The 23,581-nt window shown below is 48.2% G+C and carries 20 protein-coding genes; 6 read left to right on the top strand and 14 right to left on the bottom strand.

Going from position 1 to position 23,581, the window contains the following annotated elements; translation table 11 throughout:
* Window positions 1–306 precede the first annotated feature (306 nt).
* Entirely contained in the window at window positions 307–1,995 is a 1,689-nt protein-coding gene (locus NST25_RS29465) for a PucR family transcriptional regulator (protein WP_076124031.1), read from the top strand.
* On the opposite strand, the gene NST25_RS29470 is transcribed toward NST25_RS29465, so the two are convergent.
* The 6 genes from NST25_RS29470 to NST25_RS29495 all read right to left on the bottom strand — a co-directional run bounded on the left by NST25_RS29470 (window position 1,970) and on the right by NST25_RS29495 (window position 8,679).
* Entirely contained in the window at window positions 1,970–3,328 is a 1,359-nt protein-coding gene (locus NST25_RS29470) for an aspartate aminotransferase family protein (protein WP_339188834.1), read from the bottom strand. The two genes, NST25_RS29465 and NST25_RS29470, sit on opposite strands and share 26 nt — an antisense overlap.
* 31 nt (window positions 3,329–3,359) lie before the next feature.
* Window positions 3,360–4,823, bottom strand: a complete 1,464-nt coding sequence (locus NST25_RS29475; protein WP_339188837.1) for a CoA-acylating methylmalonate-semialdehyde dehydrogenase — start codon at window positions 4,821–4,823, stop codon at window positions 3,360–3,362.
* A gap of 104 nt (window positions 4,824–4,927) precedes the next feature.
* Complete coding sequence (locus tag NST25_RS29480; RefSeq protein WP_339188840.1) at window positions 4,928–6,028, bottom strand: ABC transporter substrate-binding protein; 1,101 nt, start codon at window positions 6,026–6,028, stop codon at window positions 4,928–4,930.
* 136 nt (window positions 6,029–6,164) lie between these two features.
* Entirely contained in the window at window positions 6,165–7,082 is a 918-nt protein-coding gene (locus tag NST25_RS29485; protein ID WP_339188843.1) for an ABC transporter permease, read from the bottom strand.
* On the bottom strand, window positions 7,082–7,894 hold the full coding sequence (locus NST25_RS29490) for an ABC transporter permease (protein WP_339188845.1): 813 nt from the start codon (window positions 7,892–7,894) through the stop codon (window positions 7,082–7,084). Before NST25_RS29490 ends, NST25_RS29485 begins: the two co-directional genes overlap by 1 nt.
* A gap of 2 nt (window positions 7,895–7,896) precedes the next feature.
* The gene (locus NST25_RS29495; RefSeq protein WP_036682061.1) at window positions 7,897–8,679 is read right to left on the bottom strand and encodes an ABC transporter ATP-binding protein; all 783 of its coding nucleotides are present in this window, start codon (window positions 8,677–8,679) and stop codon (window positions 7,897–7,899) included.
* 280 nt (window positions 8,680–8,959) lie between these two features.
* On the opposite strand from NST25_RS29495, the gene NST25_RS29500 reads away from it, so the two are divergent.
* Both NST25_RS29500 and NST25_RS29505 read left to right on the top strand, forming a co-directional pair.
* A complete protein-coding gene (locus tag NST25_RS29500; RefSeq protein ID WP_339188848.1) occupies window positions 8,960–10,552 on the top strand; it encodes a histidine kinase N-terminal 7TM domain-containing protein in 1,593 nt (530 codons plus the stop codon).
* A gap of 141 nt (window positions 10,553–10,693) precedes the next feature.
* Complete coding sequence (locus tag NST25_RS29505; protein WP_076282153.1) at window positions 10,694–12,166, top strand: alpha-amylase; 1,473 nt, start codon at window positions 10,694–10,696, stop codon at window positions 12,164–12,166.
* Window positions 12,167–12,214: 48 nt separating this feature from the next.
* Here the strand turns inward: NST25_RS29505 and mprF are convergent, their stop codons facing one another.
* The 8 genes from mprF to NST25_RS29545 all read right to left on the bottom strand — a co-directional run bounded on the left by mprF (window position 12,215) and on the right by NST25_RS29545 (window position 20,720).
* Window positions 12,215–14,881 carry a bifunctional lysylphosphatidylglycerol flippase/synthetase MprF gene (mprF, locus tag NST25_RS29510; protein WP_339188851.1) on the bottom strand — a complete coding sequence of 889 codons (2,667 nt, stop codon included), beginning with the start codon at window positions 14,879–14,881 and terminating at the stop codon, window positions 12,215–12,217.
* Window positions 14,882–15,248: 367 nt separating this feature from the next.
* Window positions 15,249–15,599 (bottom strand): FlxA-like family protein, encoded by a 351-nt coding sequence (locus NST25_RS29515; RefSeq protein WP_076099710.1) that lies wholly within the window; start codon window positions 15,597–15,599, stop codon window positions 15,249–15,251.
* Window positions 15,600–15,714: 115 nt separating this feature from the next.
* Entirely contained in the window at window positions 15,715–16,938 is a 1,224-nt protein-coding gene (locus NST25_RS29520; protein WP_339174636.1) for a multidrug effflux MFS transporter, read from the bottom strand.
* A gap of 164 nt (window positions 16,939–17,102) precedes the next feature.
* Complete coding sequence (locus NST25_RS29525) at window positions 17,103–17,723, bottom strand: alpha/beta hydrolase (RefSeq protein WP_339188853.1); 621 nt, start codon at window positions 17,721–17,723, stop codon at window positions 17,103–17,105.
* Window positions 17,720–18,670, bottom strand: coding sequence for a ring-cleaving dioxygenase (locus NST25_RS29530; RefSeq protein ID WP_339188855.1), 951 nt, complete (start codon window positions 18,668–18,670; stop codon window positions 17,720–17,722). Before NST25_RS29530 ends, NST25_RS29525 begins: the two co-directional genes overlap by 4 nt.
* A 17-nt stretch (window positions 18,671–18,687) precedes the next feature.
* On the bottom strand, window positions 18,688–19,089 hold the full coding sequence (locus NST25_RS29535) for a DoxX family protein (protein ID WP_036682076.1): 402 nt from the start codon (window positions 19,087–19,089) through the stop codon (window positions 18,688–18,690).
* A 115-nt stretch (window positions 19,090–19,204) separates the two neighbouring features.
* A complete protein-coding gene (locus NST25_RS29540) occupies window positions 19,205–20,053 on the bottom strand; it encodes a neutral zinc metallopeptidase (protein ID WP_339188857.1) in 849 nt (282 codons plus the stop codon).
* Window positions 20,054–20,249: 196 nt separating this feature from the next.
* The gene (locus NST25_RS29545) at window positions 20,250–20,720 is read right to left on the bottom strand and encodes a MarR family transcriptional regulator (RefSeq protein ID WP_076124049.1); all 471 of its coding nucleotides are present in this window, start codon (window positions 20,718–20,720) and stop codon (window positions 20,250–20,252) included.
* Window positions 20,721–21,001: 281 nt separating this feature from the next.
* Here NST25_RS29545 and NST25_RS29550 point away from each other — a divergent pair, with 281 nt between their 5' ends.
* From NST25_RS29550 to NST25_RS29560, 3 genes are all read left to right on the top strand, one after another.
* Entirely contained in the window at window positions 21,002–21,697 is a 696-nt protein-coding gene (locus tag NST25_RS29550; protein ID WP_081383981.1) for a futalosine hydrolase, read from the top strand.
* A complete protein-coding gene (locus NST25_RS29555; RefSeq protein WP_076297019.1) occupies window positions 21,697–22,548 on the top strand; it encodes a 1,4-dihydroxy-6-naphthoate synthase in 852 nt (283 codons plus the stop codon). Before NST25_RS29550 ends, NST25_RS29555 begins: the two co-directional genes overlap by 1 nt.
* A gap of 157 nt (window positions 22,549–22,705) precedes the next feature.
* Window positions 22,706–23,527 carry a class I SAM-dependent methyltransferase gene (locus NST25_RS29560; protein WP_076124053.1) on the top strand — a complete coding sequence of 274 codons (822 nt, stop codon included), beginning with the start codon at window positions 22,706–22,708 and terminating at the stop codon, window positions 23,525–23,527.
* Window positions 23,528–23,581 lie beyond the last annotated feature (54 nt).

Below are 23,581 nucleotides of genomic sequence, written 5' to 3' on the forward strand. Positions count from 1 at the left end.
CTTATGGGTAATTTTTCATATTTGTGTTATATAATATAACATTATTTCAAGTTTTGTCTGAATATTTTGCTTACATCTTTAATTTATTGTAGTAATATAAGCATTAACAGAAATTATCTCTCAACGTTCTTCCTGATTAGGTTATATATACTGACATCCGTTAATCAAACTATAGTCATTTCGAATTTTCGTTGCATTAGACACTTTGTCTAATTTCAAAACTGTATTTTTTACGTGTGAGAATAGGCTGAGAATAACAAGGCGTTAGCCGAAGGCCAGAGCGCAGAAGATCGAGGGGGAGTACCTATGGACTGGGAGCTTGTATTAACCATTCGTGACGCTTTAAAAAGACCACTATTCGCAGAAGCCGAGGTGATCGGCGGGAAAAGCGGCCTAAGCCGTGCCATTCGCTGGGTGCATGTGCTGGAAAGTGCCAACTTCGAGACTCTGATTCATGGCGAAGAAATGATTTTGACTACGGGGATTGGTGCAAGTGTCGATCTCCCTTCCTCCTTGGAGTTTATGCAGAACCTGATCGACAAAAATGCAGCTTGCCTATGTATTGAGTTAGGTACGTATTTCAGTACCATCCCGCAAGAGATGATCGACTTAGCCGACAGGCATGACTTTCCGCTAATCATCTTCACCCGCACGGTTCGTTTCGTAGATATCACGTTGGATCTTCACTCGATTATCATCAACCGGCATCACCGGATGCTCCAAGAACTTGAAAAAATCTCACGTGAATTCCACCGCCTGACCTTAACTTCACAAGGAACGCTGAAAGTGCTGCAATTATTGTGCAAAAGTACCCGCACACAAATTGTCTATATGCAGCTGCAAGGCAAACCCTTATTTTTTCCGGCACTTCCGCCGGAAGAGCAGGCTCCATTGCTGAATTTTTTCACCGCCTTCGGCGACGAGCTGGAAGGAATTCAACCTGACGCCGCCCCCTATATCCGGGAATATGGACAGAAGACCATCGCGCTCAAGCCTGTAGGTGCGCTGGATCAGACCTGGGCTTACATTCTGATGGTATGCAATCACAAACCACAGGAGTTCGACTGTCTGCTGCTGGATTCCGCCTCTTTGTCCATTGCACAAGAGCTGCTGCGGACGCGGTATATGGAGGAGCGTAAGCTTTTTTCAGAAAATCTATGGGTCGACGAGCTGATCAATGGCCGCATCGAAGATGATAACCGCTTAAAGGGCCTGATCGGCTCTAATTTCAACGTAGTCAACGAGCTCCCTTACCGTGTATGCCTTATAGAGATCAAGAACCCCAGAGATGTAAAATGGAACAGCTCAGAGAACGAATGGGAGTCCATCACCTTCCACCTTTCGCTCATCCTGCGTTCCATCTTTGAGAAATATTCTTTACGTCCACTGATCACCCTTAAGAACAATCGCCTCACCGTCATCGCCCTTGACATCCAATCGAAAATGCCTGGAAAAATGCGACTTCAACAAGCACTTGAAGCCCTGCAGAACATCCGCTCCGATGAGAAGCTCAAGGATTTGCAGCTCGTCATTGGAGTCAGCAAATCGCATAAGCGCCTAAAACGAGCCTATTCCGGTTATCAGGAAGCCCTACAGGCATTGTCGTTATACTCCTGTTACCAGAAGTCACTACTCTTCTATGAAGAGCTGGGTGTATTCCAGCTGCTGTTGAGCTTAAACGACGGAAAAACGTTGCAGAACTTCATTCGCAGTTATCTCGGCCCGCTAATCGACCATGACCAAACCAAAGGCAGCGAGCTGCTGCTTACCCTTCGTGTTTATCTGGATCATGATGGTTCCAAACAAATTGCCGCTCGAAACTTATTCATTGTCAGACAGTCCCTTTATTATCGCCTGGACAAAATAACAGAGCTACTGGGTGAAGACTTCATGCAGCCAGAGAATCGGATCTCCATTCAAGTCGCCCTGCGCGCTTACCAATTTCTATATCCAGACAAAATCACTTTACCTAGCCCCCGTTCAGCACAGATTTAAAGGTATCGATAATAAATTCTATATCTTCATCCGTGGAGGATAACGGCGGGGCGAAGGTAAGCACGTTGTTGAACCCAGCTACGGTATCGCCATTTTTACCGATGATAAGCCCCTTGGACTTACATTCGGCAATAATCCCCTTCACAATATTCAGATCAACCGGTTTCTTACTGACCTTGTCTTCAACCAGCTCAATCCCTGTCACCAAACCAAAGCTGCGGACATCACCTACAAGCTTGTGATCAAGCAGCTCAGTAAATTCTGTATTTATTCTTTTACCTAAAAGATCCGCACGTTCCACCAGCTTCTCCTGCTCGATAATCTCCAGATTACGCAGCGCCAGCGCACAGGAAGCAGGGTTACCACCAAAAGTATTCACATGGCGAAAATGCCCATAGTCATCGCTATTGTCCTTAAATACCTCATAGATATCCTTACGAACAGCAGTGGCAGATAGAGGAAGATAAGCGCTAGTCAGTCCCTTAGCCATCGTTACGATGTCAGGCTTCACATTAAAGTTGTGATGACCAAACTTACGTCCAGAACGTCCGAATCCACAAATCACCTCATCCATAATGAGCAACACACCGTGCTTACGGCAGATTTCCTGCACCCGATCCAAATAAACCTGATGCGGTACAATGACGCCACCACCCGTAATTACAGGCTCCATAATCACCGCAGCTACCGTCTCCACGCCTTCCCAGATGATCATATCCTCTATGGACTGTGCACACTGGAGATTGAATTCTTCCACAGTCATCCCAGCCGGGCGGCGATAGCTGTCCGGGGGAGCTACATGCAGAAAACCACCCGCCAACGGTTCATATTTATATTTGCGCTGGGCCTGGCCCGTTGCAGATAATGCCCCAAGTGAACTGCCATGGTACCCACGATAACGGGCAATGAATTTATGGCGATAATGCTGGCCGATTTGCTGCTGGTACTGGCGGGCCATTTTGAAAGCAGCCTCATTGGCTTCCGATCCACTATTGGAAAAAAAGATCACATAATCGTCTCCGAGCCACTCATTCAGCTTCTCCGCCAGCGCAATCGCCGGGAGATGACTTTGTGTCAGAGGAAAATATGGCAGGGTCAGCAATTGATTGTAAGCAGCTTCCGCCAGCTCCTTGCGCCCGTATCCCACATTTACACACCACAGGCCAGACATCCCGTCCAAAAATCGATTGCCCTGTATATCTGTAATCCACGACCCACTTGCCGAGGCGGCAATCATAGGCGGGTTCTTTTCACTATAAGGTGTAATGTTGTGCCATAAATATTCCTGATCCTTCTTCACCGCAAGCTCACTATCGTTCCCCAGAATCTGCATAACATTTTCTCCTCTCAGCAGCTCATTTTCTCTAATAACGGGCAGTGATCATCTTTTTACGCGTATAGAACTCCACCCCATCACGGCCATTGGCATGCAGGTCTCCATAGAACGATTTCTTATAACCCGAGAAGGGGAAAAATGCCATGGGGGCAGGCACACCCAGATTCACACCCAACATCCCTGCATCAATTTCTTCCCGAAATTCACGGATCGCCTTTGCGCTATCTGTATAAATGCACGCCCCATTCGCGAATGGGGACTGATTCGTTACCGCAATCGCTTCACTCAGACTTTTCACACGAATCACAGACAATACCGGCGCAAAAATTTCATCCTTCCAGAGGGTCATTCCCGGCTGTACATGATCAAATATCGTCGGCCCGATAAAATAACCCGCACCCCCCGTAGCCGCATCCTTCCGCCCATCTCTCACAAGCTTGGCTGCCTCAGCTTCACCAGTCTCAATGTAATAAAGAGTCCGCTCCTTATTCGACTGACGAATTACCGGACCCAAAAACACCCCATCATCCGCGCCATTACCAATTTTAAGCTCATCCGCAGCCGCAGCCAGACGGTTCACTAGCTCGTCAGCGATATCCTCATGAACCACTACGACCGAGCAAGCCATACACCGCTCACCTGCCGAGCCAAAGGAAGCCGCAATGATATTTTTGACCGCATTGTCCAGCTCCGCATCAGGCAGCACAATCGAGTGATTCTTGGCTCCAGCTAGCGCCTGCACCCGTTTTCCCTGCGCTGTCCCTGTCTTATATACATATTCCGCAACCGGCTGCGAACCGACGAACGAAATCGCCTTCACTTCATCATGCTCCAGCATCCCATTCACAACCTCGTGCGCCCCATGTATCACATTCAGTACACCTGGAGGAAAGCCCGCTTCGGCAAATAACTCTGCCAATCGATTAACCAGCAGCGGCGTCCGTTCAGAAGGCTTCAGCACAAAGGTATTTCCACAAGCGATGGCAAGCGGAAACATCCAACAAGGAACCATCATTGGAAAATTAAACGGGGCAATTCCCCCGATCACCCCCAATGGATAACGGTACATCCCGGATTCAATACCGGTAGCAATGTCCGGAAGCTGACTGCCCATCATCAACGTGGGGATGCCTGCGGCAAATTCCACACACTCAATTCCACGCTGCACCTCACCTTGCGCCTCTTCCAGACTTTTGCCATTCTCCAGCGTAATCAGCTCGGCCAGCTCATGCCAATGCTTTACCAGCAGCTGTTGATATTGAAATAAATAGCGGGCACGACGCGGCACAGCGACCCTTTTCCACGCTTGAAATGCCGCCGCAGCCGCTTCTACCGCCGCACCCAACTCTTCCTTACTAGAAATGGGCACATAAGCAATCACTTCACCTGTCGCCGGATTATAAACCTCTTCATCTCGCCCGGACGACGATTCTACCCAAGCTCCATTCACATAATTCTTAACTCTTTCAGCCTGCGTTACTAGGAGAGACATAGCTCGCACCTCTTTCTCTGTTTCAGATGCACTGATGGACTGCTGATTATAATAGATGACCGCCAGATCAGGCGGCCATCCACTATAACATTGAGCTCAGTTAGTTATTTTGCCGCCATTTCTACGATTTCGTTCGTATAAGCCTCATCTACCTTAACCGGTTCTTTAATGACACCAAATTTAAGCGAAATATCAGCGGTTTGCTGGAACGCCGCCGCATCGGTATATCCCATCTTGGCACTGTCAAAGCCTTCAGGCAGAATCAGCTTGGCAACCTCAGTCATCATTGTCAGCTGATGTTCCTTCGTCGTACTGCCGTCTTCCGCTTGCTTCATCACACTGTCCACGGCAGCCGCAGGATCAGTAATTGCATCTTTCCAGCCCTTCAGGGAGGCACGCACAAACTTTGCTGCAGTCTCTTTATTCTCCGCAAGCCATTCCTTATTCGCGAACAAGTTATCCTCAAGCATCGCAACGCCTTCTGTATTCATGTCGATGACATTTAGATCCTCAGCCTTAATGCCTGACTCCAGCACTACTTGGTACTCGTTGTAAGTCATTGCTGAGGCCGCATCGATCTGATCGCCCAAGAACTGATCCATCGTGAACCCTTGCTTCGTAAAGCTTAGGTCCTTATTCGGATCGAACTTATATTTATCGAATAACGCTAATAGTTCAAATTCGTTGCCACCCATCCAGTTGCCGACTTTTTTACCCTTAAGATCAGCGGCTGAGTTAATGCCAGCAGTTTTTTTGGAGACCAGGACCAATCCGCTCTTTTGATAGATTTGCGCAATCTGCACCAGCGGCATTCCCTCTTCAAGACTCGGCAGCAAGCTGGCTACCCAACCCACACCGATATCTGCGGAGCCACCTGCCACTTGCTGTTCCGGAACGATATCAGGCCCACCCGGCAGAATTTCTACATCCAAGCCTTCTTCCTTGTAATATCCTTTATCCTGCGCCACAAAATACCCAGCGAATTGCGCCTGCGGCACCCATTTCAGCTGTAGCTTCACTGTAACTGGATCAGCAGCCGGTTCAGTAGCAGCACTTGCTTCAGGAGCTGCTGAAGCTTCAGGGGCAGTCGTAGCTTCAGCTGCCGAGTTATTATTGTTGCCACCGCAACCCGCCATTAAAGAAACACTCAACATCATCACGATTGCCAACAAACCACCACGAAATTTGCGTTTTTTCCCGTTCATCAATCGAACTCCCCCTATCGTAATTTAAGTTTGTAACAAGCACAGTATGGACAATCATCGTGGTGCGTTTATGCATACAGCCGTGGGCGGTTTCTCTTTTCCATTCCCACTATGGCCGGATGTAATGAGGGTAAGATTAAGTACGCTGCGAAGGATGCCACTTAATGAATACTTTCTCCAGCCGCTCAACCACTAAATAGAAGAGCACGCCTGCAATCGCAGCCAACACAATACAGGACCAACCCAGTGGCATTTTGGCAACTTTAATGGAATTGGAGAGCAGATATCCAAGCCCTTTTGAGGAGAAAAAGAATTCCCCAACAATGGCACCAATCATACTGGCAGTAGCATTAATCTTGAGTGCTGTAAATACATAGGGCAGACTGCTCTGAATCCGCAGATAACGGAATACCGCCGGTTTACCCGCCGCATAAGAATGCATCAGATCCAGCGCCAATGGATCAATCGCCGCCATACCTTTATAGGCGTTGATCGCCATCGCTGCCATTGTAGTTGCGGTTACTATGGCAATTCGTGAGCCTATCCCATCTCCAAACCACAGATTCATGATGGGCGCGAGGGCAACGATAGGCACAGCATTTAGAGCGGCAACCAGCGTCAAGCTTCCACTCCCCCAGCGCGGCCAAGCTGTCGCGACTAAAGCGATCAGGAAGCCGATAGCAGAACCAACCAACATTCCCAGCACAGCTTCAGCAAGAGTGTATCCGGTATAGGACAGCAACAAGCTGAAATTATCTCGCATGGTTTCGGCGATGGCTGTAGGCAGCGGGAGTTGATATTTTTTCAGATCAAAGATCTTATGGAAAAATTGAAATTCCCATAGTGCAAGAAATAACAGACCTGCCAGTACTGGCAGCAGCACCCCTGCGCTAAATATCCTATTCAGCATTCGTGAGCCGCCTCGACTCGCCGTAGCTTCCGCAGGTTTCGGAACGGCTACAGCATTCTTTGGTGTAGCCGTTAGCGCCGGCTGAGCCATTTCTTTACCAGTAGAGCCTATAAACGTGGTCTCCCGAACGGAGTTAGTTTCCATTAGCGGCTGCCTCCTTTCGGACGATATTCAGGCTGCCAAGGCGTTACCAGGCGTTCTATCAGACTGATTAACCAGTAGCTTACGATTCCCAGCAAGGCACCCACAATCACCGTAGACCAGAACATATAGGTGTGAGAGCTTCCATAATAGAGATTGCGCAGCATAATTACACCAATGCCATGCTGGGCACCCATAAGCTCCACCAGAATAGCTCCAGTCACAGCAAGTGGGGCAGCTATCTTAAGCCCACCGAACAAACCCGGCAAAGCCGCCGGGAATCTGAGTTTCCAATAGACCGCCCAAGGTTTCGCCGCGTAAGAATGCATCAATTCGAGCGCTGATGGATCTACACTCCGCAAGCCGCGCAGCATGTTCAGAGCCACGGGGAAAAAGGTGATATACCCCGAAATAATAATCCGCGAGGTCTGCTCATCGCGCACAATCCCGTAGATGATGGGTGCCAACCCCAGAATCGGAATCATCTGCGAGGCAATAGCATAAGGAAAAGTTAATTGCTCTATTGTCTTCGACAAACTCATCAGCACCGCCAATGAGGCACCAGCTACCGCTCCAATCAGGAAGCCAACACCAGCATTACCGAAGGTCGCAGCCCCTTCCTTCAAGAGCGTGCCTCCATACTGCCATAAGGTAGCTAACACCTCATGAACATATGGCAGCTTGGACTGTGCTAACGGCGTCTCCACCACATGGAGCAGCATCCAGGAAGTCCCTTCCCAGACTAGCAGCAGGCCAATATTCCAGACGAACAACGGCAGCAGACGACCTCGCACAAAGATACTGCCCCCTTTCATCACTACACCCCTTCGAAGCTGTCGCGAATACGTGCGATCAGTTCGAAAAACTCTGGGCTATTTCTCATTTCCGCCGTTCGCGGACGTGGCAGAGGAATTTCGACCACAGCGGACAAGCGACCTGGATGCGGGGAAAGAACAAACACCCGGTCAGAGAGGAATATAGATTCAGGAATACTATGAGTTACAAAAACAATTGTGTTCTGCACTTTACTCCAGACAGACAATAACTCTTCATTCAATCGCTCACGCGTAAATTCATCCAGTGCAGAGAACGGCTCATCCATGAGCAGAATTTCCGGCTCCATCGATAGTGCTCTAGCAATCGCTACACGCTGCTGCATCCCGCCGCTGAGCTGCCACGGATATTTATCCGCAAAGCTCTGCAGCCCCACCAGATCAAGAAGCTCCATCGCCTTTTCCTCACGGATTGACTTCTTTACCCCCATCAGCTCCAGTGGCAATGTGATGTTATGCTTCACTTTCCGCCAGTCGTATAACACTGGACTTTGAAAAACAATGCCATATTTTTGCGCCAGCCTGGCTTCTCTGGCACTTTTCCCAGCTACCACAATGTTCCCGCCTGTTGGTGCTATGAGATCGGCCATCAGTCTAAGCAGCGTCGTTTTGCCACATCCGGAAGGTCCGAGCAGGGAGACGAACTCCCCTTTTGCAATATCAAGACTCACCTGATGCAGGGCAAGCACTTCCGCAGCTTCTGTCCGATAACGCATTTCAACATTCTCCAGCTGAATCTCAGGAATATTTGTCGCTAGTGATGACATCCTCAGCCCCCCTTTTCAAAATAAGCCATGTTTATAATGTTATATAAACTGACGCTATTCAGATAAAATAAAGAAAACTTCTATTGCATGTAGTATTAACTAACATGTTACACGCTGCTCACTGGACTCTCACTAGACAATTAGTAAAATAGCTCCTGTTAAATTGCGTCATTTTGTCTAGGAGACATTTTTTTGACCACAAACCCGAAGTATTTTTTTATATCCGCGAATATGTGGTAATATTTATCCATATCTTTCCTCGGTAGGTGACAATAGACCCATGGGATCTATAATCTCGAATTATATTGTAATTGTTGCTATATCAGGTGTGCTGAGTGTCTTACTAGCCCTTTTCGCCTATTATAAAAAAACTGATTTCTTAGGAATCAGGGCTTTTGTTATAAGCTCCTTTACCTCTGCTATTTACACCTTCGGTTTCGCATTAGAATTATCGGGGAAAACTCTGGAGGAAATCAGCTTCTGGATTAAGTTAGAATATCTGGGGATGCCCTTTATTGCGCCGGCTAGTCTAATCATGGTGATCCATTTCGTTGGGCTGGAGACGCTGTTTAAAAAAGGCATACGGGCGGCGTTATTTATCATTCCATTCATTACAACGCTGCTGGTCTGGACCAATGATTACCATCATCTCTTCTATAAATCCATTTATTTACGGGAAAATACGCCCACCCCACTCGTTGATGTTGTGATGGGACCTTGGTATATCGTTCACGGCAGCTTTACTTTCGGCTGTCTGCTGGCAGCCATTTGCCTCATGATATGGCAGTGGAACCGGATGAAAAGGGTATACCGCAGGCAGATCATCACAATAATAATCGGGTTAAGCCTTCCAACCCTCGGCGCTTTTTTGTATCTGATAGGCTTGACTCCTTACGGAATGGATCCCGTCCCGATCATTATGAGCCTAACCTCCTCCCTATATATTTGGGCTATTTTATCCCGGGGCATGTTAACGGCTGCACCTATTGCTCGTGAGAATCTGTTCGAGAGCATGCGGGAGGGAGTGCTTGTCACCGACCGCTCGGACATGCTCGTCGATTACAATCGTGCAGCCGCGAATATGATAGAGGGGCTCAACTCCTCATCGATTGGCAAACCGCTAGCACAATTGTTTCTTAACGCAGGCAAAGATGCCTTGTCCTATGTGATGGATGCCGAGCCACTGTTGCGCGAAGAACGGGAAGTGGCTTGGAACAAAGCAGAGGAGATCTGCTATTATCAAATCCGCTCCTCTCCGGTACAGAAACAAGAGGGGCACATAGCAGGACAGATGATCATGCTGATTGACGTGACTGAACGAATACTGCTTCAGGAGAAGCTGCGTCAATTGGCTACGATGGACAGCCTAACGGGTATCTATAACCGCTCCTATTTTTTGGAGCTGAGTCAAGCATTGCTTGCCCGGGCTGCCAGCCTGCGAAGCTCATTATCTATGATTTTGCTGGATGTGGACTTCTTCAAGAGCATTAATGACCGCTATGGGCATCAATATGGAGATCAAGCTCTACAGCATATTGTCCAGGTGTGCAGCAGACATCTGCGGGAGGGAGATCTCTTTGGCCGTTATGGTGGTGAGGAATTTGTGATCTGTCTGCCAGAGACGTCACTGAAGCAAGCAGCATTGATCTGCGAAACTATCCGCGCGGATATTGAACAAAGCACCTTATATACCGTCATCGGGCCCATTAATGTGACCGCAAGCTTTGGAGTTGTGGAGGCCCTAAATCCAGAGGCCACTCTAGAAGAACTGCTATCTGAAGCCGACCATGCTCTGTATAGCTCCAAACGGAATGGACGCAACGCTGTGCATCTCTCCCAAAGGTCAGAAATCATTCTTTTCAAGCCTGTTTAATGACAATCATGTCCCTTCCTGCGCATTCAACAACTGGCCTTATTTTTCATAGTCTGTTTTTAAGTTTAATAAGAGTTATCTGAAAAACTAATCAGAGTGTTGAGAGTAAAATTTGCTTGATGGGATATGGAGGCGTAAGAAATAATGAGGAACCATACAATGATGCAGTTTTTTGAATGGCATGTTGCTGCGGACGGGAAACACTGGGATCGCTTAAAAGAAACTGCACCCGCGCTAAAAGCCGTAGGCATTGATTCTGTTTGGGTACCTCCTGTGACAAAGGCCGTCTCCGCTGACGATACAGGCTATGGCGTGTATGATCTATACGATCTGGGCGAATATGACCAAAAAGGTACGGTACGCACCAAATATGGCACCAAACAAGCACTGATCAACGCAATTTCGGAATGTCAAAAGAATGGCATCGCCGTTTACGTTGATTTGGTGATGAATCATAAGGCTGGCGCGGATGAAAAGGAAGTATTCCAAGTCATCGAGGTCGACCCCAATGATCGGATGAAAGAAATTTCGAAACCTTTCGAGATTGAGGGCTGGACAAAATTCACCTTCCCTGGCCGCGGGAATGAACACTCTGCCTTTAAGTGGAATCACAATCATTTTAACGGCACTGACTTTGACGCCAAAGAAGAGCGAACCGGCGTATTCCGTATAGTAGGCGAGAATAAAGCGTGGAATCAGAATGTTGACGACGAGTTCGGAAACTATGATTATCTAATGTTCGCTAATATTGATTACAGCCATCCGGAAGTCAAAAAAGAAATGATCCAATGGGGAAAATGGCTGGTGGATACCCTCCACTGCAGCGGCTTCCGCTTGGACGCCATCAAACATATCAACCATGAGTTTGTTAAAGAATTCGCGGTAGAGATGTTTAATAAATGCGAGAAGGATTTCTATATCGTCGGTGAATTCTGGAATTCCGACTTAGAGTCCTGTCGACAATTTCTGAATACCGTCGATTATAAAATTGACCTCTTCGATGTATCCCTTCACTACAAGCTGCATTCAGCTTCTTTGGAGGGCAGAAACTATGATCTGACCAAAATTCTTGATGACACACTGGTGCAGACCCATCCCACCAATGCTGTAACCTTCGTTGACAATCATGATTCTCAGCCTCACGAAGCCCTGGAATCCTGGGTAGATGATTGGTTCAAGCAAAGTGCTTACGCGCTTATCCTGCTGCGACGGGATGGATATCCTGTGGTCTTTTACGGGGATTATTATGGGATCGAAGGACCAACACCTGTAGCAGGTAAAAAAGATGCGATTGACCCTCTGCTGTATACCCGCTATCACAAAGCTTATGGTGAACAGAAGGATTATTTCGATCATCCTAACACGATTGGCTGGACACGGCTCGGCGTGGAGGATATTGAAAACTCCGGTTGTGCGGTTGTGATCAGTAATGGTGAGAATGGCCAGAAGAGAATGTTCGTAGGAGAACATCGCGCCGGTGAAGCATGGGTGGATTTCACCCATAACCATAAAGCCACCATAACCATTGAAAAAGATGGTTGGGCGACCTTCCCGGTCAATGGCGGCAGCGTCTCCGTCTGGGCTTTGCCAGATGCAGAAGCTGACAAGAAGTAAACCTGATTAAAAAGGTGCCCAACGCCGTTTGGCGTTGGGCACCTTTTTTTAGTTATTCGTTTTATGCTCCGGATGGCGGGATACAAGCCTCACCAGATCCAGCGTTAAGACGGGTAATGTTAGGGACGCTGGATAAGCTAAGTAACGCGGCTCCCACTCTGGATTGAACTTTTCCTTGTAACGACGCAATCTGGCAAAACCGTAACCATGCCCATGCCCACCTCTATTAAACACTTGATGAGCCAGCTTCTCCTCCTTCAGAGCTCCGGGGTCCTGACCCCCACTGGATGATAGAGGAGTGTTGCCTAGATTAAATCGCCGATACCCCTTGGACTTCGCCCATTCCAGCATACAAACCAATAAATAATCTACCGTCCCGTTTGGCACATTCTTCCGCTGGCGCAACAAATCTACGGACAGGGTCAATCCTTGATCATACCCTGGGGCAATAGAAGCAAATGCCAGTATTGTACCTTTGGTGTTCCGCAGCACCACAATGGGAGCCCGTTGCAGATACTCGACCTTAAACCACCCTAACGAATAACCCTTTTCCGCTCGGCCATTCAACCACTCGTCCGAAATCGTTCGCAGATCTCTCAGCAAACTATCAGCATGCGGCGCTTCTGTAATTTCAACAATCATGCCTTCCCGTTCAAAACGATCGCTTACCCTTTGCAGATCACCATTCTTCAGATCACTGAGTGCAAAGTTATCAAGGCTTATCACTGCCTCTTCACCCAGCTTAAAAAAGCGATAGCCCTGCTCCTGATAGACCGATAAAAAAGCAGGTGAAGCTTGATAGAAAACTACAACCAGACCATACTGATCTGCAGCTTGTCTAAATTCACTGATGGCTTCACTTATTAAGCTGCTCTCTCCCAGCGGATCACCCAGCACAACGAGTTTATCCCTAACTCTGGCGAAAGCGAGCAGCACTTTATCGTTCTGAGCCCAGAAGAAGCCCTTATCACCCAAAAACAACGTATGAGTTAAGGTATTGCCTCGAACTCCATCTAGAAAATGTTTCAGCTTAGCTACATCCAAGGTCCCGAACAGCTCGTTCTCCTTATGATGGGGCCTGAGGTTTACCCACATTATGAGCAGTACCCAAGACAAGACCAATCCTCCCACTGCCGTAAATGCAACATGACTATATCGCTGCAACCATTCAGGCTGTACACCCGGAGGCAGATGCTTCAGAAATCCACGATGTACATAACAGCCCATCAGATAGTAGCTTAGTGCAATTACTGAAGTGAGGGCAAACCACCGGATCGCGCTCTGTCTGCTGATTGGCGCACTAATCCGATAAAACCGCGATCTGGATATCCAAAGAATAAGCGCTACTATAAGTAGCAAAAGCGCCTCTTCATAATCAAAACCCTTAGTGACTGCAAACAATGATCCAATAAACAGAAGTATGCTAGTCCATACATATGCACTATGGACCCGCAATGTAATGCCCCGCGACAATAAAATCAGCATAAAACCAATAAGGACAGACAGATGATGAGAAAGCTGCATTACGGGAAACGGCAATATTTCCTCCGTAATCTTCAACCTATACAGCAATCCGGGTACTGCTGCAGATAGTAAGAGAATAAGCCCGCTAGCTAGTACCAGCTTGCCAAGAGCCCACATCCCAAGATCGCTCAGAAAGGTATACTGACCCGGCCAGCCCCAGATCTTCTGCCATTTGTTAAGAGAGGGTTCGAACCCTGGAACTGAACGATCTTGATCCTTTTTTCCTTGCAGACCAATTTCCAGTGCAGCCAGCACCAATCCAATCAACCAAGGAATGACATAATAAAACAATCGAAAGATGACAAGCACCGCCATCGCCTTATCGGTCTGGTAGCCAAGCTGTGTCAGCCCGAGCAAGGCGATAAGGTCAAATGCACCGATACCGCCGGGTGCCATACTCAAGATTCCGGCAATAGCAGCAATCGTAAATATACCAAAGATAGCTATAAAATGGACCTCATCCAAGAGATGGCTGCTGATGGTCCAAAACGTCACGCCAGCAAAGCTCCATTCCAGAAAGGAAGCACCGACGGAGTTAACGACTGTAAGCCATGGTGTTCTGCCTTTTCCCCGGTTAATCCATTTCGCATAAAGCGATGAGCGCTGCACAAACACAAAAACCGGCAAATAAAGCGCCATACCCCATACTGCAAATACCAGCCAGCGATGTTCTTCCAGCAAAGCCGTTGCCGGAAGTAAACCAAAGATATTCGCCCATGAAAGTAGTGATAACCCGGTAATCATAAGCGGCGATAGAAATACAATGGCGGGTGTTAGTACGGAGGTCGGCACTCCGCTTTTTTTATACAGCAGCGTCCTTAAACCAACTCCAGCCAGACCTGCAAACCCAATCAAGTTATTAAATGTATTAGCAATCCATGCATACCGAAAGGTACTCCACAGCCCTACTTTTAAACGAAAATGGGCCCGAATCAAATAATCATAAGCACTCATCACAGCTACGGAAAGAAGTGCAAAACCAATCATTTGCAAAATAGCAGACGTAGGTACTCGCCTTAGTTCACGCATTATAAGTCCTAAATGAACCTGCTTCAGCTCATGTTGCCCCTCCCAGTATACGAACGCTATGATAGCCACTGGAAAAAGAGCTCTGACCGCCCGGATCCGATAGATAGATAAGATCAGTCTTACAATTTTGAATCTTTCTAATGTCTGTTGCTTTGAATGCATGAGCCCACCTGCCTTTACCGCTGACACACGTTGTGCTAGACAATTTTTACAACTAGTCCATTATAGCAATTCTTGGAATAGAAGACCCGTGATAATCAACACCTACTCTATTAGACTGCCAGCAAATCCCTAACCCCTGCAACAGTTAAAGATTTTTTGGGAAATGAGGATAAGCATAGTTAATATATTACGAAGCTGGACAGATCAATATGACGGAACTTTATTTTAGGGGTATCTTTCTAGTATTGGCCAACAATGTGATAAAAGAACATTTAAATTGTAGTCTAAACTTAAAAATACATAACAAAAAGGACATCCCTCACGGCAAAGGATGCCCTTTTTGTTATGTAACACGACTTAGTATGGTTTATACACGAATATCAAATCTGCCTTGGCTATTCGTTGTTGCGGTAGCGATTTCTTGCGGGCTTGCCGCAGCAAGCGCGTTGTTTGCAGGTTTGGCAGGTGCTTCTGCACTACTGCTTGCAGCGGAAGCACTGCTCTGCGACTTCTGGGAAATTTGTGCCTCGATTTGCTTGATCTGCTGCTCAATTTGTTTCGTTTTCGTTTCTTTGGTCTTCGCGTCATCCGAGCTGGCATCAATCTTGTCCAATTCGGCTTCCAGCTTCGCTTTTTGTTTCTCGAGCGCGCTGGTATCTGTAGTACTAGACGTCGAGGTAGTATACGATGTAGAACCTGAGACTGCGGATATACTCATAATCATCCCTCCCTTCCTTACCTCCAATATAATCCTTTTGCAGATAAGGAACGTTAAAACCCGCTGAAAGTTTGCTGAAAGTATTGCTCTCTTTCAAGGTTATAAGGATAAACTGTTAGGAATTGGAATTCACCCGTCTGACCAACAGAAAATAAGACAGAATAGAGAGAACACCCGTACAGGCAATCACAATTGCCATCGGAAGGGCTGAGTCTACGCCCCCAAGACCCACAAGCGGTGCTACACAGCTACCAAGCAGCAACGGTAACAGTCCGATTAAAGCCGAAGCACTGCCTGCGGCCTCTCCTTGGTCCTGCATCGCAAGTGAGAAGCTGGTCGCTCCGACAATCCCCACACTGGAGACAACGGCGAACAGACAGATTAGAATAGGGATCAGCCCTCCCCCTACCAGGATCGTAAGCAGCAGCAAGACGCCCCCCGTTGTACAGAGCAGCAACCCGCTAAGCAGTAGCTTCGTCTCACTCACCTTACCAGCTAGTCTGCCGGCGATTTGACCTGTAATAATAATCCCAATCCCGTTCACAGCAAAGATCAAACTGTATACCTGCGGAGTAACTGCAAAAATATTTTGCAAAACAAAAGATGACCCTGAGATATAAGCGAACATAGACGCTGTAACAAAACCTTGGGACAAGGCATAACCCATAAACTTGCGGTTGCCAAGTAACACCTTAAAGGTAAGCAGAGTACCCTTCAACCCACTCTTGGAGCGCCGCTCCTTCGGCAATGTCTCAGGCAAGCGCAGGAGAATCGTCAAGCAGAAGATAATTCCGGCAGCAAATAATACGAGGAATATCCCCTGCCATGTAGTCACTCTTAAGAGCTGGCCTCCAATGACTGGAGCCAAAATCGGACCCAGACCATTAACAATCATCAATAAAGAGAAAAATTTCGTTAGTTCAGAGCCACTGTACAGATCACGCACAGCCGCCCTAGAGACAACTACACCCACTGAACCAGCAAGACCTTGAATAAACCGCAAAACAATTAAAAGTCCAATCGAAGGACTAAAAGCACATAGCACTGAGGAAACGGCATAGATGAACATCCCTATAAGCAGTGGACGGCGACGTCCATATACATCACTCAGTGGTCCAGCTACTAACTGACCTGAGGCCAGTCCCAATAAAAAGAAGGTGAGACTTAGCTGCACCAAAGCAGCCGTCGTACCGAAATCGTCGACAAGTGTAGGCAGCGCCGGCAAATACATATCAATCGATAACGGCCCAATGGTTGTAATGGAGCCCAGAATAACAGCAAGTTGCAATCTCTGCTTCCTTGAGGGTCCATCTGCAGCAAGTTTATTAGCATTTTGCATTCCAATCATGATCCTTACGTCAACCTTTCTAAAGCAACCCGGGGGCCTTTTTTTGTATTCTTCATACTAACGTAAAGGAACTCAAATGATCAATCCTTTTATAAGGCCTCATTCGGGGCTAATAACTTAAAAATAACCGCCAAAAGGCGGTTATCCTAATTGTTTTATGCATTTTGAGATGTACTAAACCCCTGTAGCCAATCTTTGGCGGCTTCGGCTTCCGCCATACTCAAGCGGTGACCTTGGTTGCCCCAATGGGTTGTAACCTCAGCGCCTGCTTTCTGCAGAATCCCCTCTAGCTCCTGAGTTTCCGTAGATGTTATTAGCGGATCATTCGTACCTGCCCCAATAAAGATAGACACACCTTCAAGAGAAGGAAGCTCCACATTGCGTAATGGCACCATCGGATGCAACAGCACTGCCGCGCGGAAAATGTCCTTATAATGAAACAGAAGGCTACCAGCAATGTTTGCACCGTTAGAGTAACCAACCGCTACCAGATTGTTGGCATCAAACCCGTATTTCTCTGCCGCTTCATCCAGAAATCGCTTAATCTCATGGGTACGGAAAACTAAGTCCGCTTCATCGAACACTCCTTCTGCCAGCCGACGGAAGAATCGTGGCATGCCATTCTCCAGCACATTGCCCCGTATACCTAGCACCGATGAATCTGGGGATAACATCTCAGCCAGCGGCAGCAAATCCTGCTCATTACCACCTGTACCATGAAACAACACTAACGTAGGTTTAGTTATATCTTTACCTTTACGGAATACATGAATCATCCCTGCTTCACCTCAATTTCTCTTACTTGAATAGGCGTTAAGTTTTCTTCGATGGCCGCGCGATGCGGCTCAAACCAGGACGGCAGCATCAACTTTTCACCCAACGCATCTGGGGCTTCATCACGGGCAAAACCTGGAGGATCTGTAGCGATCTCGAACAGGATTCCTCCTCTTTCACGGAAATAGATCGCATTAAAATACTGACGGTCTTGAACGGGTGTAGGTCTATGCCCATGACTCTGTACATGGCGCGACCATTCCAGTTGCTCTGCATCATCCTTTGCCCGCCACGCGATGTGATGAACTGTCCCTGCACCTCCCGCTCCGAGCGGAACGGGTGATGTCTTCAAATCAATAATATTACCTAGCTCCCCATTGGTTCTATAGCGAGTATATCCATCTCCGTCAGCAATATGTTCCATACCCAGCGTATGAACAAGTGTCTCGGCTGTTTGCAACGGATTGCTGCTATATAGCACGGCCCCGCCAAAACCTTTGATCGCGTATTTAGTAGGAATCCCACCAAAGGACCACTTACTGAGCGGGCCTTCCTCACGTTCCACCAGTTCAATCCGCAGACCGTCGTAATCAGCAAAAGATAAATAGGGTTCCGAGATCCGACTTCCTTTTGTAACCGAAATTCCGTATTCAGCAAGGCGTTGTTCCCAGAATTGCAGAGCACCGACCGGCACTGCGTAGATCGTTACGCCAACTTGACCACTGCCGATTCTGCCTCTACGCCCTACAGGTGAAGGGAAAAATGTAATAATCGTTCCCGGCGCACCCTGCTCATTCCCAAAGTATAAATGATAGACCTCTGGAGCATCAAAATTAATCGTTTTTTTCACGAGCCGTAGGCCCAGAATCCCGGCGTAGAAATCAACATTGCGCTGAGCGTCTCCGACAAAAGCTGTAATATGATGTATTCCTGCAGTTTGAAGTGTCATTATTATAAACTCCCTTCTTAGTTAAAAAACAATGCATCTAGAGAAATCGAACCTGGTCCCGTAAGCGCCACACCTACCGCAAATACCAAAACCGTGAGCGGAAACTCAATCCCGTTCGAAGTGGACCAGAAACCATTTGGAGCATGAACCTTAACGATTGCCCCCAGCATCGTGGCAGCGATTAACACCGCTGCAACAGGCGTTAACAGTCCTGCCGCGAACATAAATCCGCCCACCAGCTCCATAATCCCTGCTAAAATCGCCATAGTCACACCCGGTTTGATTCCGATGGACTCCATCCAGCCTCCCGTACCCTTCGGACCGTATCCTCCGAACCATCCAAATAGCTTTTGTGCGCCATGTCCTATAAAAGCAAGCCCAATCACCAATCTCATTAATAACAGTCCTACACTTATCATTTTTACCTTCCCCTATTCCTTTGATTTAATTATCTTAATGTTAAGATATTGGGTAAAAAAGAGCGCCCGGCGAACCGGAATAACCTATGGGCTGCTCTCCTCTTCCCTCTTCTATCTACAACTCGGAGGCGTTAAACGTATCGCCGCCCTTAATCGTAGCCGAGTTAAAACCTTTGTAGAACCAGCGCTTTCTCTGCTCTGAGGTACCGTGAGTGAAACTATCCGGCACTGCATAGCCCTGAGCTTGCTTCTGAATCGTATCATCGCCGACGGCGCTTGCAGCTGCCAGAGCTTCCTCTAAGTCGCCTTCCTCCAGCAGATTCATACCCTGAGCATGATTGGCCCAGACACCGGCGAAATAATCAGCCTGCAGCTCAAAACGAACCTGATATTTGTTGTACTCCTTCTCACTCAACGTCTGGCGAAGGGAATCGAGCTGTTTCGAGGTGCCTAGTAATGTCTGTACATGATGTCCAACCTCATGGGCAATGACATAAGCCATGGCGAAGTCGCCCGGCGCGTGGAAGCGTTGCTGCAACTCATCATAAAAGCTCAGATCAATATACAGTTTGGCGTCACCCGGACAGTAGAAGGGACCAACTGCCGAGGTGGCTGTTCCGCAAGCAGAGTCTACACTCCCACTGTATAGCACTAAGGTGGGGTCCGTATAGGTCATTCCCTGCTGCTGAAAAATCTCACCCCAAACCTCCTCTGTGTCGGCAAGAACTACCGATACAAACTCCGCAAGCTCTTGCTCCTCTGCGGTCTGTTCATAAGGGGCCGTTGAACTGGAGCCTGTGGAAGTCAAACTTCCCAGGATATCCCCGGCATTGCCTCCACTGAGTAACGTGATGACCAGGACAAGGATAATTCCTCCGATCCCGCCACCAATCATCTTGCCGCCGCCGCTCATGCCTCTGCGGTCCTCCACGTTCGAACTCCCTCTTCTTCCCTGCCATTTCATGGCCAAGCCCCCAGTCGAAATATCAGGTAATCTTAAGTAAATGGCTACCTGGCTTCGTTAAGTTAAATATCTTATTAGTGATATACCCAAAAAAGCAGGGTTTCACTTATACTTACTGGAGTTGGGAGAATGAGGATGGAGCCGAACTACTTCCAACCTTATAGAAGCGCCTAGTTATTCGTCATGTTCGCAGCGCCTATACACCTTTGCCAAGCTTTTTCATTAATTCGATAGCCTGGACTTTCTCTTCCTTATCTAATCCACCCATCAAATCATGAATTGAGGCTACATGACGAGGGAAAATCTCATCAAACAGTTCACGGCCTGCATCCGTAATCTCCGCATAAGTAACGCGGCGATCCTCGCTACAGGGTACACGTTTCAGCAGTCCCTTTTTCTCCAACTTGTCGATATTATAGGTAATGCTTCCGCTCGTAACGAGAATTTTCTCCCCAATCTGTTGCAGCGGAATCCGCGTTCTATGGTAAAGTACTTCAAGCACCATGAATTCAGCCGAAGCCAAGCCATAACTTTTCATATCCTTCACCGCATGATCCATTAGGCTTTTATAAGCCTTAGATAAGACTACGAACAATTTCAGTGAGGCGGCTTGTTCTTCGTCAGGTGCACTCTCTGTATTACGCAGATTTATTTGTTTATCACTCATCAATTCCACCTCCACTTCAATCAAACTTGTATTCAATCCATTTATTTGTCTTTACGTTAAGTATCTTTAATTTAAGATAACTATACGACTTCCCATCCTCCTTGTCAACCTCATCGCTAAAAAAGTCACTTCCGTCTAGAGACCGGTAAGTTTTTCTTTGACACTTTACAGGGAGTGATAAAAATCACCCCAAGTTTGACCTGACCTATAAAAGGGCGTATTCTTGTCTTTACGAATGACTCTTTAGTAAGCGATTTCAATACCCTAAAGGAGGCGACCTGATGAGTTCGTTCAATCCAACCCCTACCGAAGAAGCTATGGAGGGGCAGGCTGGAGCACGACGCGTGCTGATCGTGACAGCCGTAGACGCGGAGCGTGACGCGGTCCTGCGCGGCCTGCAAGGCAGCGACAGGTTCCATGTTATCGCTGCCGGCGCAGGGCCGGCAGCGGCGGCGGCGGGAACCGCCGCGGCACTCGCAGCCGGTTCTTACGGCTGCGTATTGAGCGTCGGGATCGGCGGCGGATTCCCGGGGCTGGCGCCTTTAGGCTCGCTGGTTGTAGCCAGCGAGATGATTGCCGCCGACCTCGGGGCCGAGACGCCGGAGGGCTTCCGCAGCGCTGCCGAGCTCGGCTTCGGCAGCGTGTCCGTGCCGGCTGACCGCGGCACGGTGCAAGCGGTTTCGGCCGCGCTGGCTGCGGCCGGGTTACCCGTAAGCACGGGCACCGTGCTTACGGTCTCGACGGCGACCGGCACCGCGGAGACGGCCGCCGCCCATCTCGCGCGGCATCCCCATGCCGTCGCGGAAGCGATGGAAGGCCACGGAGTTGCCGTGGCCGCTCAGGCGCTGGGGCTCCCGGTACTGGAGCTCCGCGCCATCTCGAACCCGGTCGGTCCCCGCGACCGGGCCGCTTGGAAGATCGGTGATGCAATGGAAGCATTAACGGCGGCAGCCGCTATATTACTGGAGGTGCTGTAATGACAACTGAGCTTAATATCGCTTTTTCCCCTTGCCCTAACGATACCTTTGTATTTCATGCCTGGGCGCACGGGCTTGTCCCGAATGCACCTAAGCTGAATGTAACCTATGCCGACATTGATATTACCAATACGCTGGCTGCTGACGGAGAAGGACCAGAAGTCCTCAAAATCTCCTACGCTGCTCTGCCTTGGGTTCTGGAGCGGTACAAACTGCTGCCATGCGGCGGTGCTTTAGGACGCGGCTGCGGCCCGCTGCTGCTTACAGCAAGTGGACCCCATGCGGTCAAACGCCCAGAAAAGCTAGCCGGACGCCGGATTGCTGTACCTAGCGAACGCTCTACGGCTTATTTGCTTTTCCGATTATGGGCAGCACAAAATGTAACTGGAGGCATCGGCGAAATAGTCGTAATGCCTTTCGATGAGATTATGCCTGCCGTACGGGATGGCCATATCGATGCAGGGCTGGTAATTCACGAAGCCCGCTTCACTTACGCCTCTTATGGTCTTAATATGCTGACTGATCTAGGCAGCTGGTGGGAAAGCGATACCGGACTGCCCATTCCTCTCGGCGCTATCATTGCCCGCCGTGATTTAGATGCCGATGCTATCACCGGCTGGATTCGCAGCTCTCTTCAGTATGCGTGGGATCATCCAACGGATTCCAGAGACTATGTGCTTAGCCATGCTCAAGAGTTGGCTCCTGAAGTGGCTAAATCCCACATCGATCTCTACGTGAATGACTTCTCGATGAATCTGGGTGATGACGGCTATGCCGCAATCTCTGCCCTGCTTAATCGTGCTGCGGCAGAAGGACTTGTGCCTGCAATCGATCCAGCACTGCTTCGTTAGCATTTACCAGATAGTTTAACAATCCCCGGCCACACCTATAAGGTGTTCTCCGGGGATTTTATTTATTCTACGTAGCCTTCCAGCCAGACATTATTTGGCTTATCGAACCAGTGATTATACAATAGACCTATAAACATGATCTATGAGGGAGGATCACATGATACCTGAAAAAAACAGCAAACAAAACATCGACCGCTTTTTGGGCTTTCAAAATGAATATGACCGCTACCGTCCCGAAGCCCCTGAGATGATTATCAAATTGCTAACAGATTACCTAGGTACCACCCCTTCACTCGTCGCAGATATAGGCTGCGGTACGGGTTTGTCTACTTTTCTCTGGAACGATGTCGCAGAACGCGTAATCGGTATCGAACCCAATCCAGATATGTTGGGAAAAGCAATCGATAAACTTAGCAGATTAGAAGCACCCCAATCAATTACTTTTGTGCAAGGCTACTCTAATCAGCTTCCGCTTGCATCAGATAGTGTAGACATAGTTACCTGCTCGCAATCATTCCACTGGATGGATCCTGAAAGTACACTGCAAGAAATCTCCCGGGTCTTAAAAAAAGGCGGAGTCTTTGCCGCCTACGATTGCGATTGGCCTTTATCTCTTCAGCAAAATGTAGAAGAACGATACAACCAGCTGATCTCCAAAACAGAAGAATTGCTGGCTTCGCTTTTACCTAATGAGGAGAGAGCACATAAATGGGACAAAGAAGGTCATTTGTCACGGATCAAAGCTAGTGGGGCCTTCTCTTTTGCCAGAGAAATCGTATTCCACAACCTAGAGTCCTGCGATGCCCAGCGATATATTGGTTTAACCCTAAGTCAAGGGGGAGTGCAAACCGTAATGAAACTAGACGCTACCTTGCTTGAGCAAGACATCGCCGATTACACCGCCGCAGTTGAACAGCATTTTAAAGGCAGAACATTAGAGGTTCTGATCAGCTACCGAATGAGAATCGGCATCAAATAATCTTCGATCACAACCAAAAAAACGCCCCGCCCCCTCATATGAGGAGTTCGGAGC

The organism is Paenibacillus sp. FSL E2-0190 (genome assembly GCF_037992965.1).
GTDB classification, from domain to species: domain Bacteria; phylum Bacillota; class Bacilli; order Paenibacillales; family Paenibacillaceae; genus Paenibacillus_AQ; species Paenibacillus_AQ odorifer.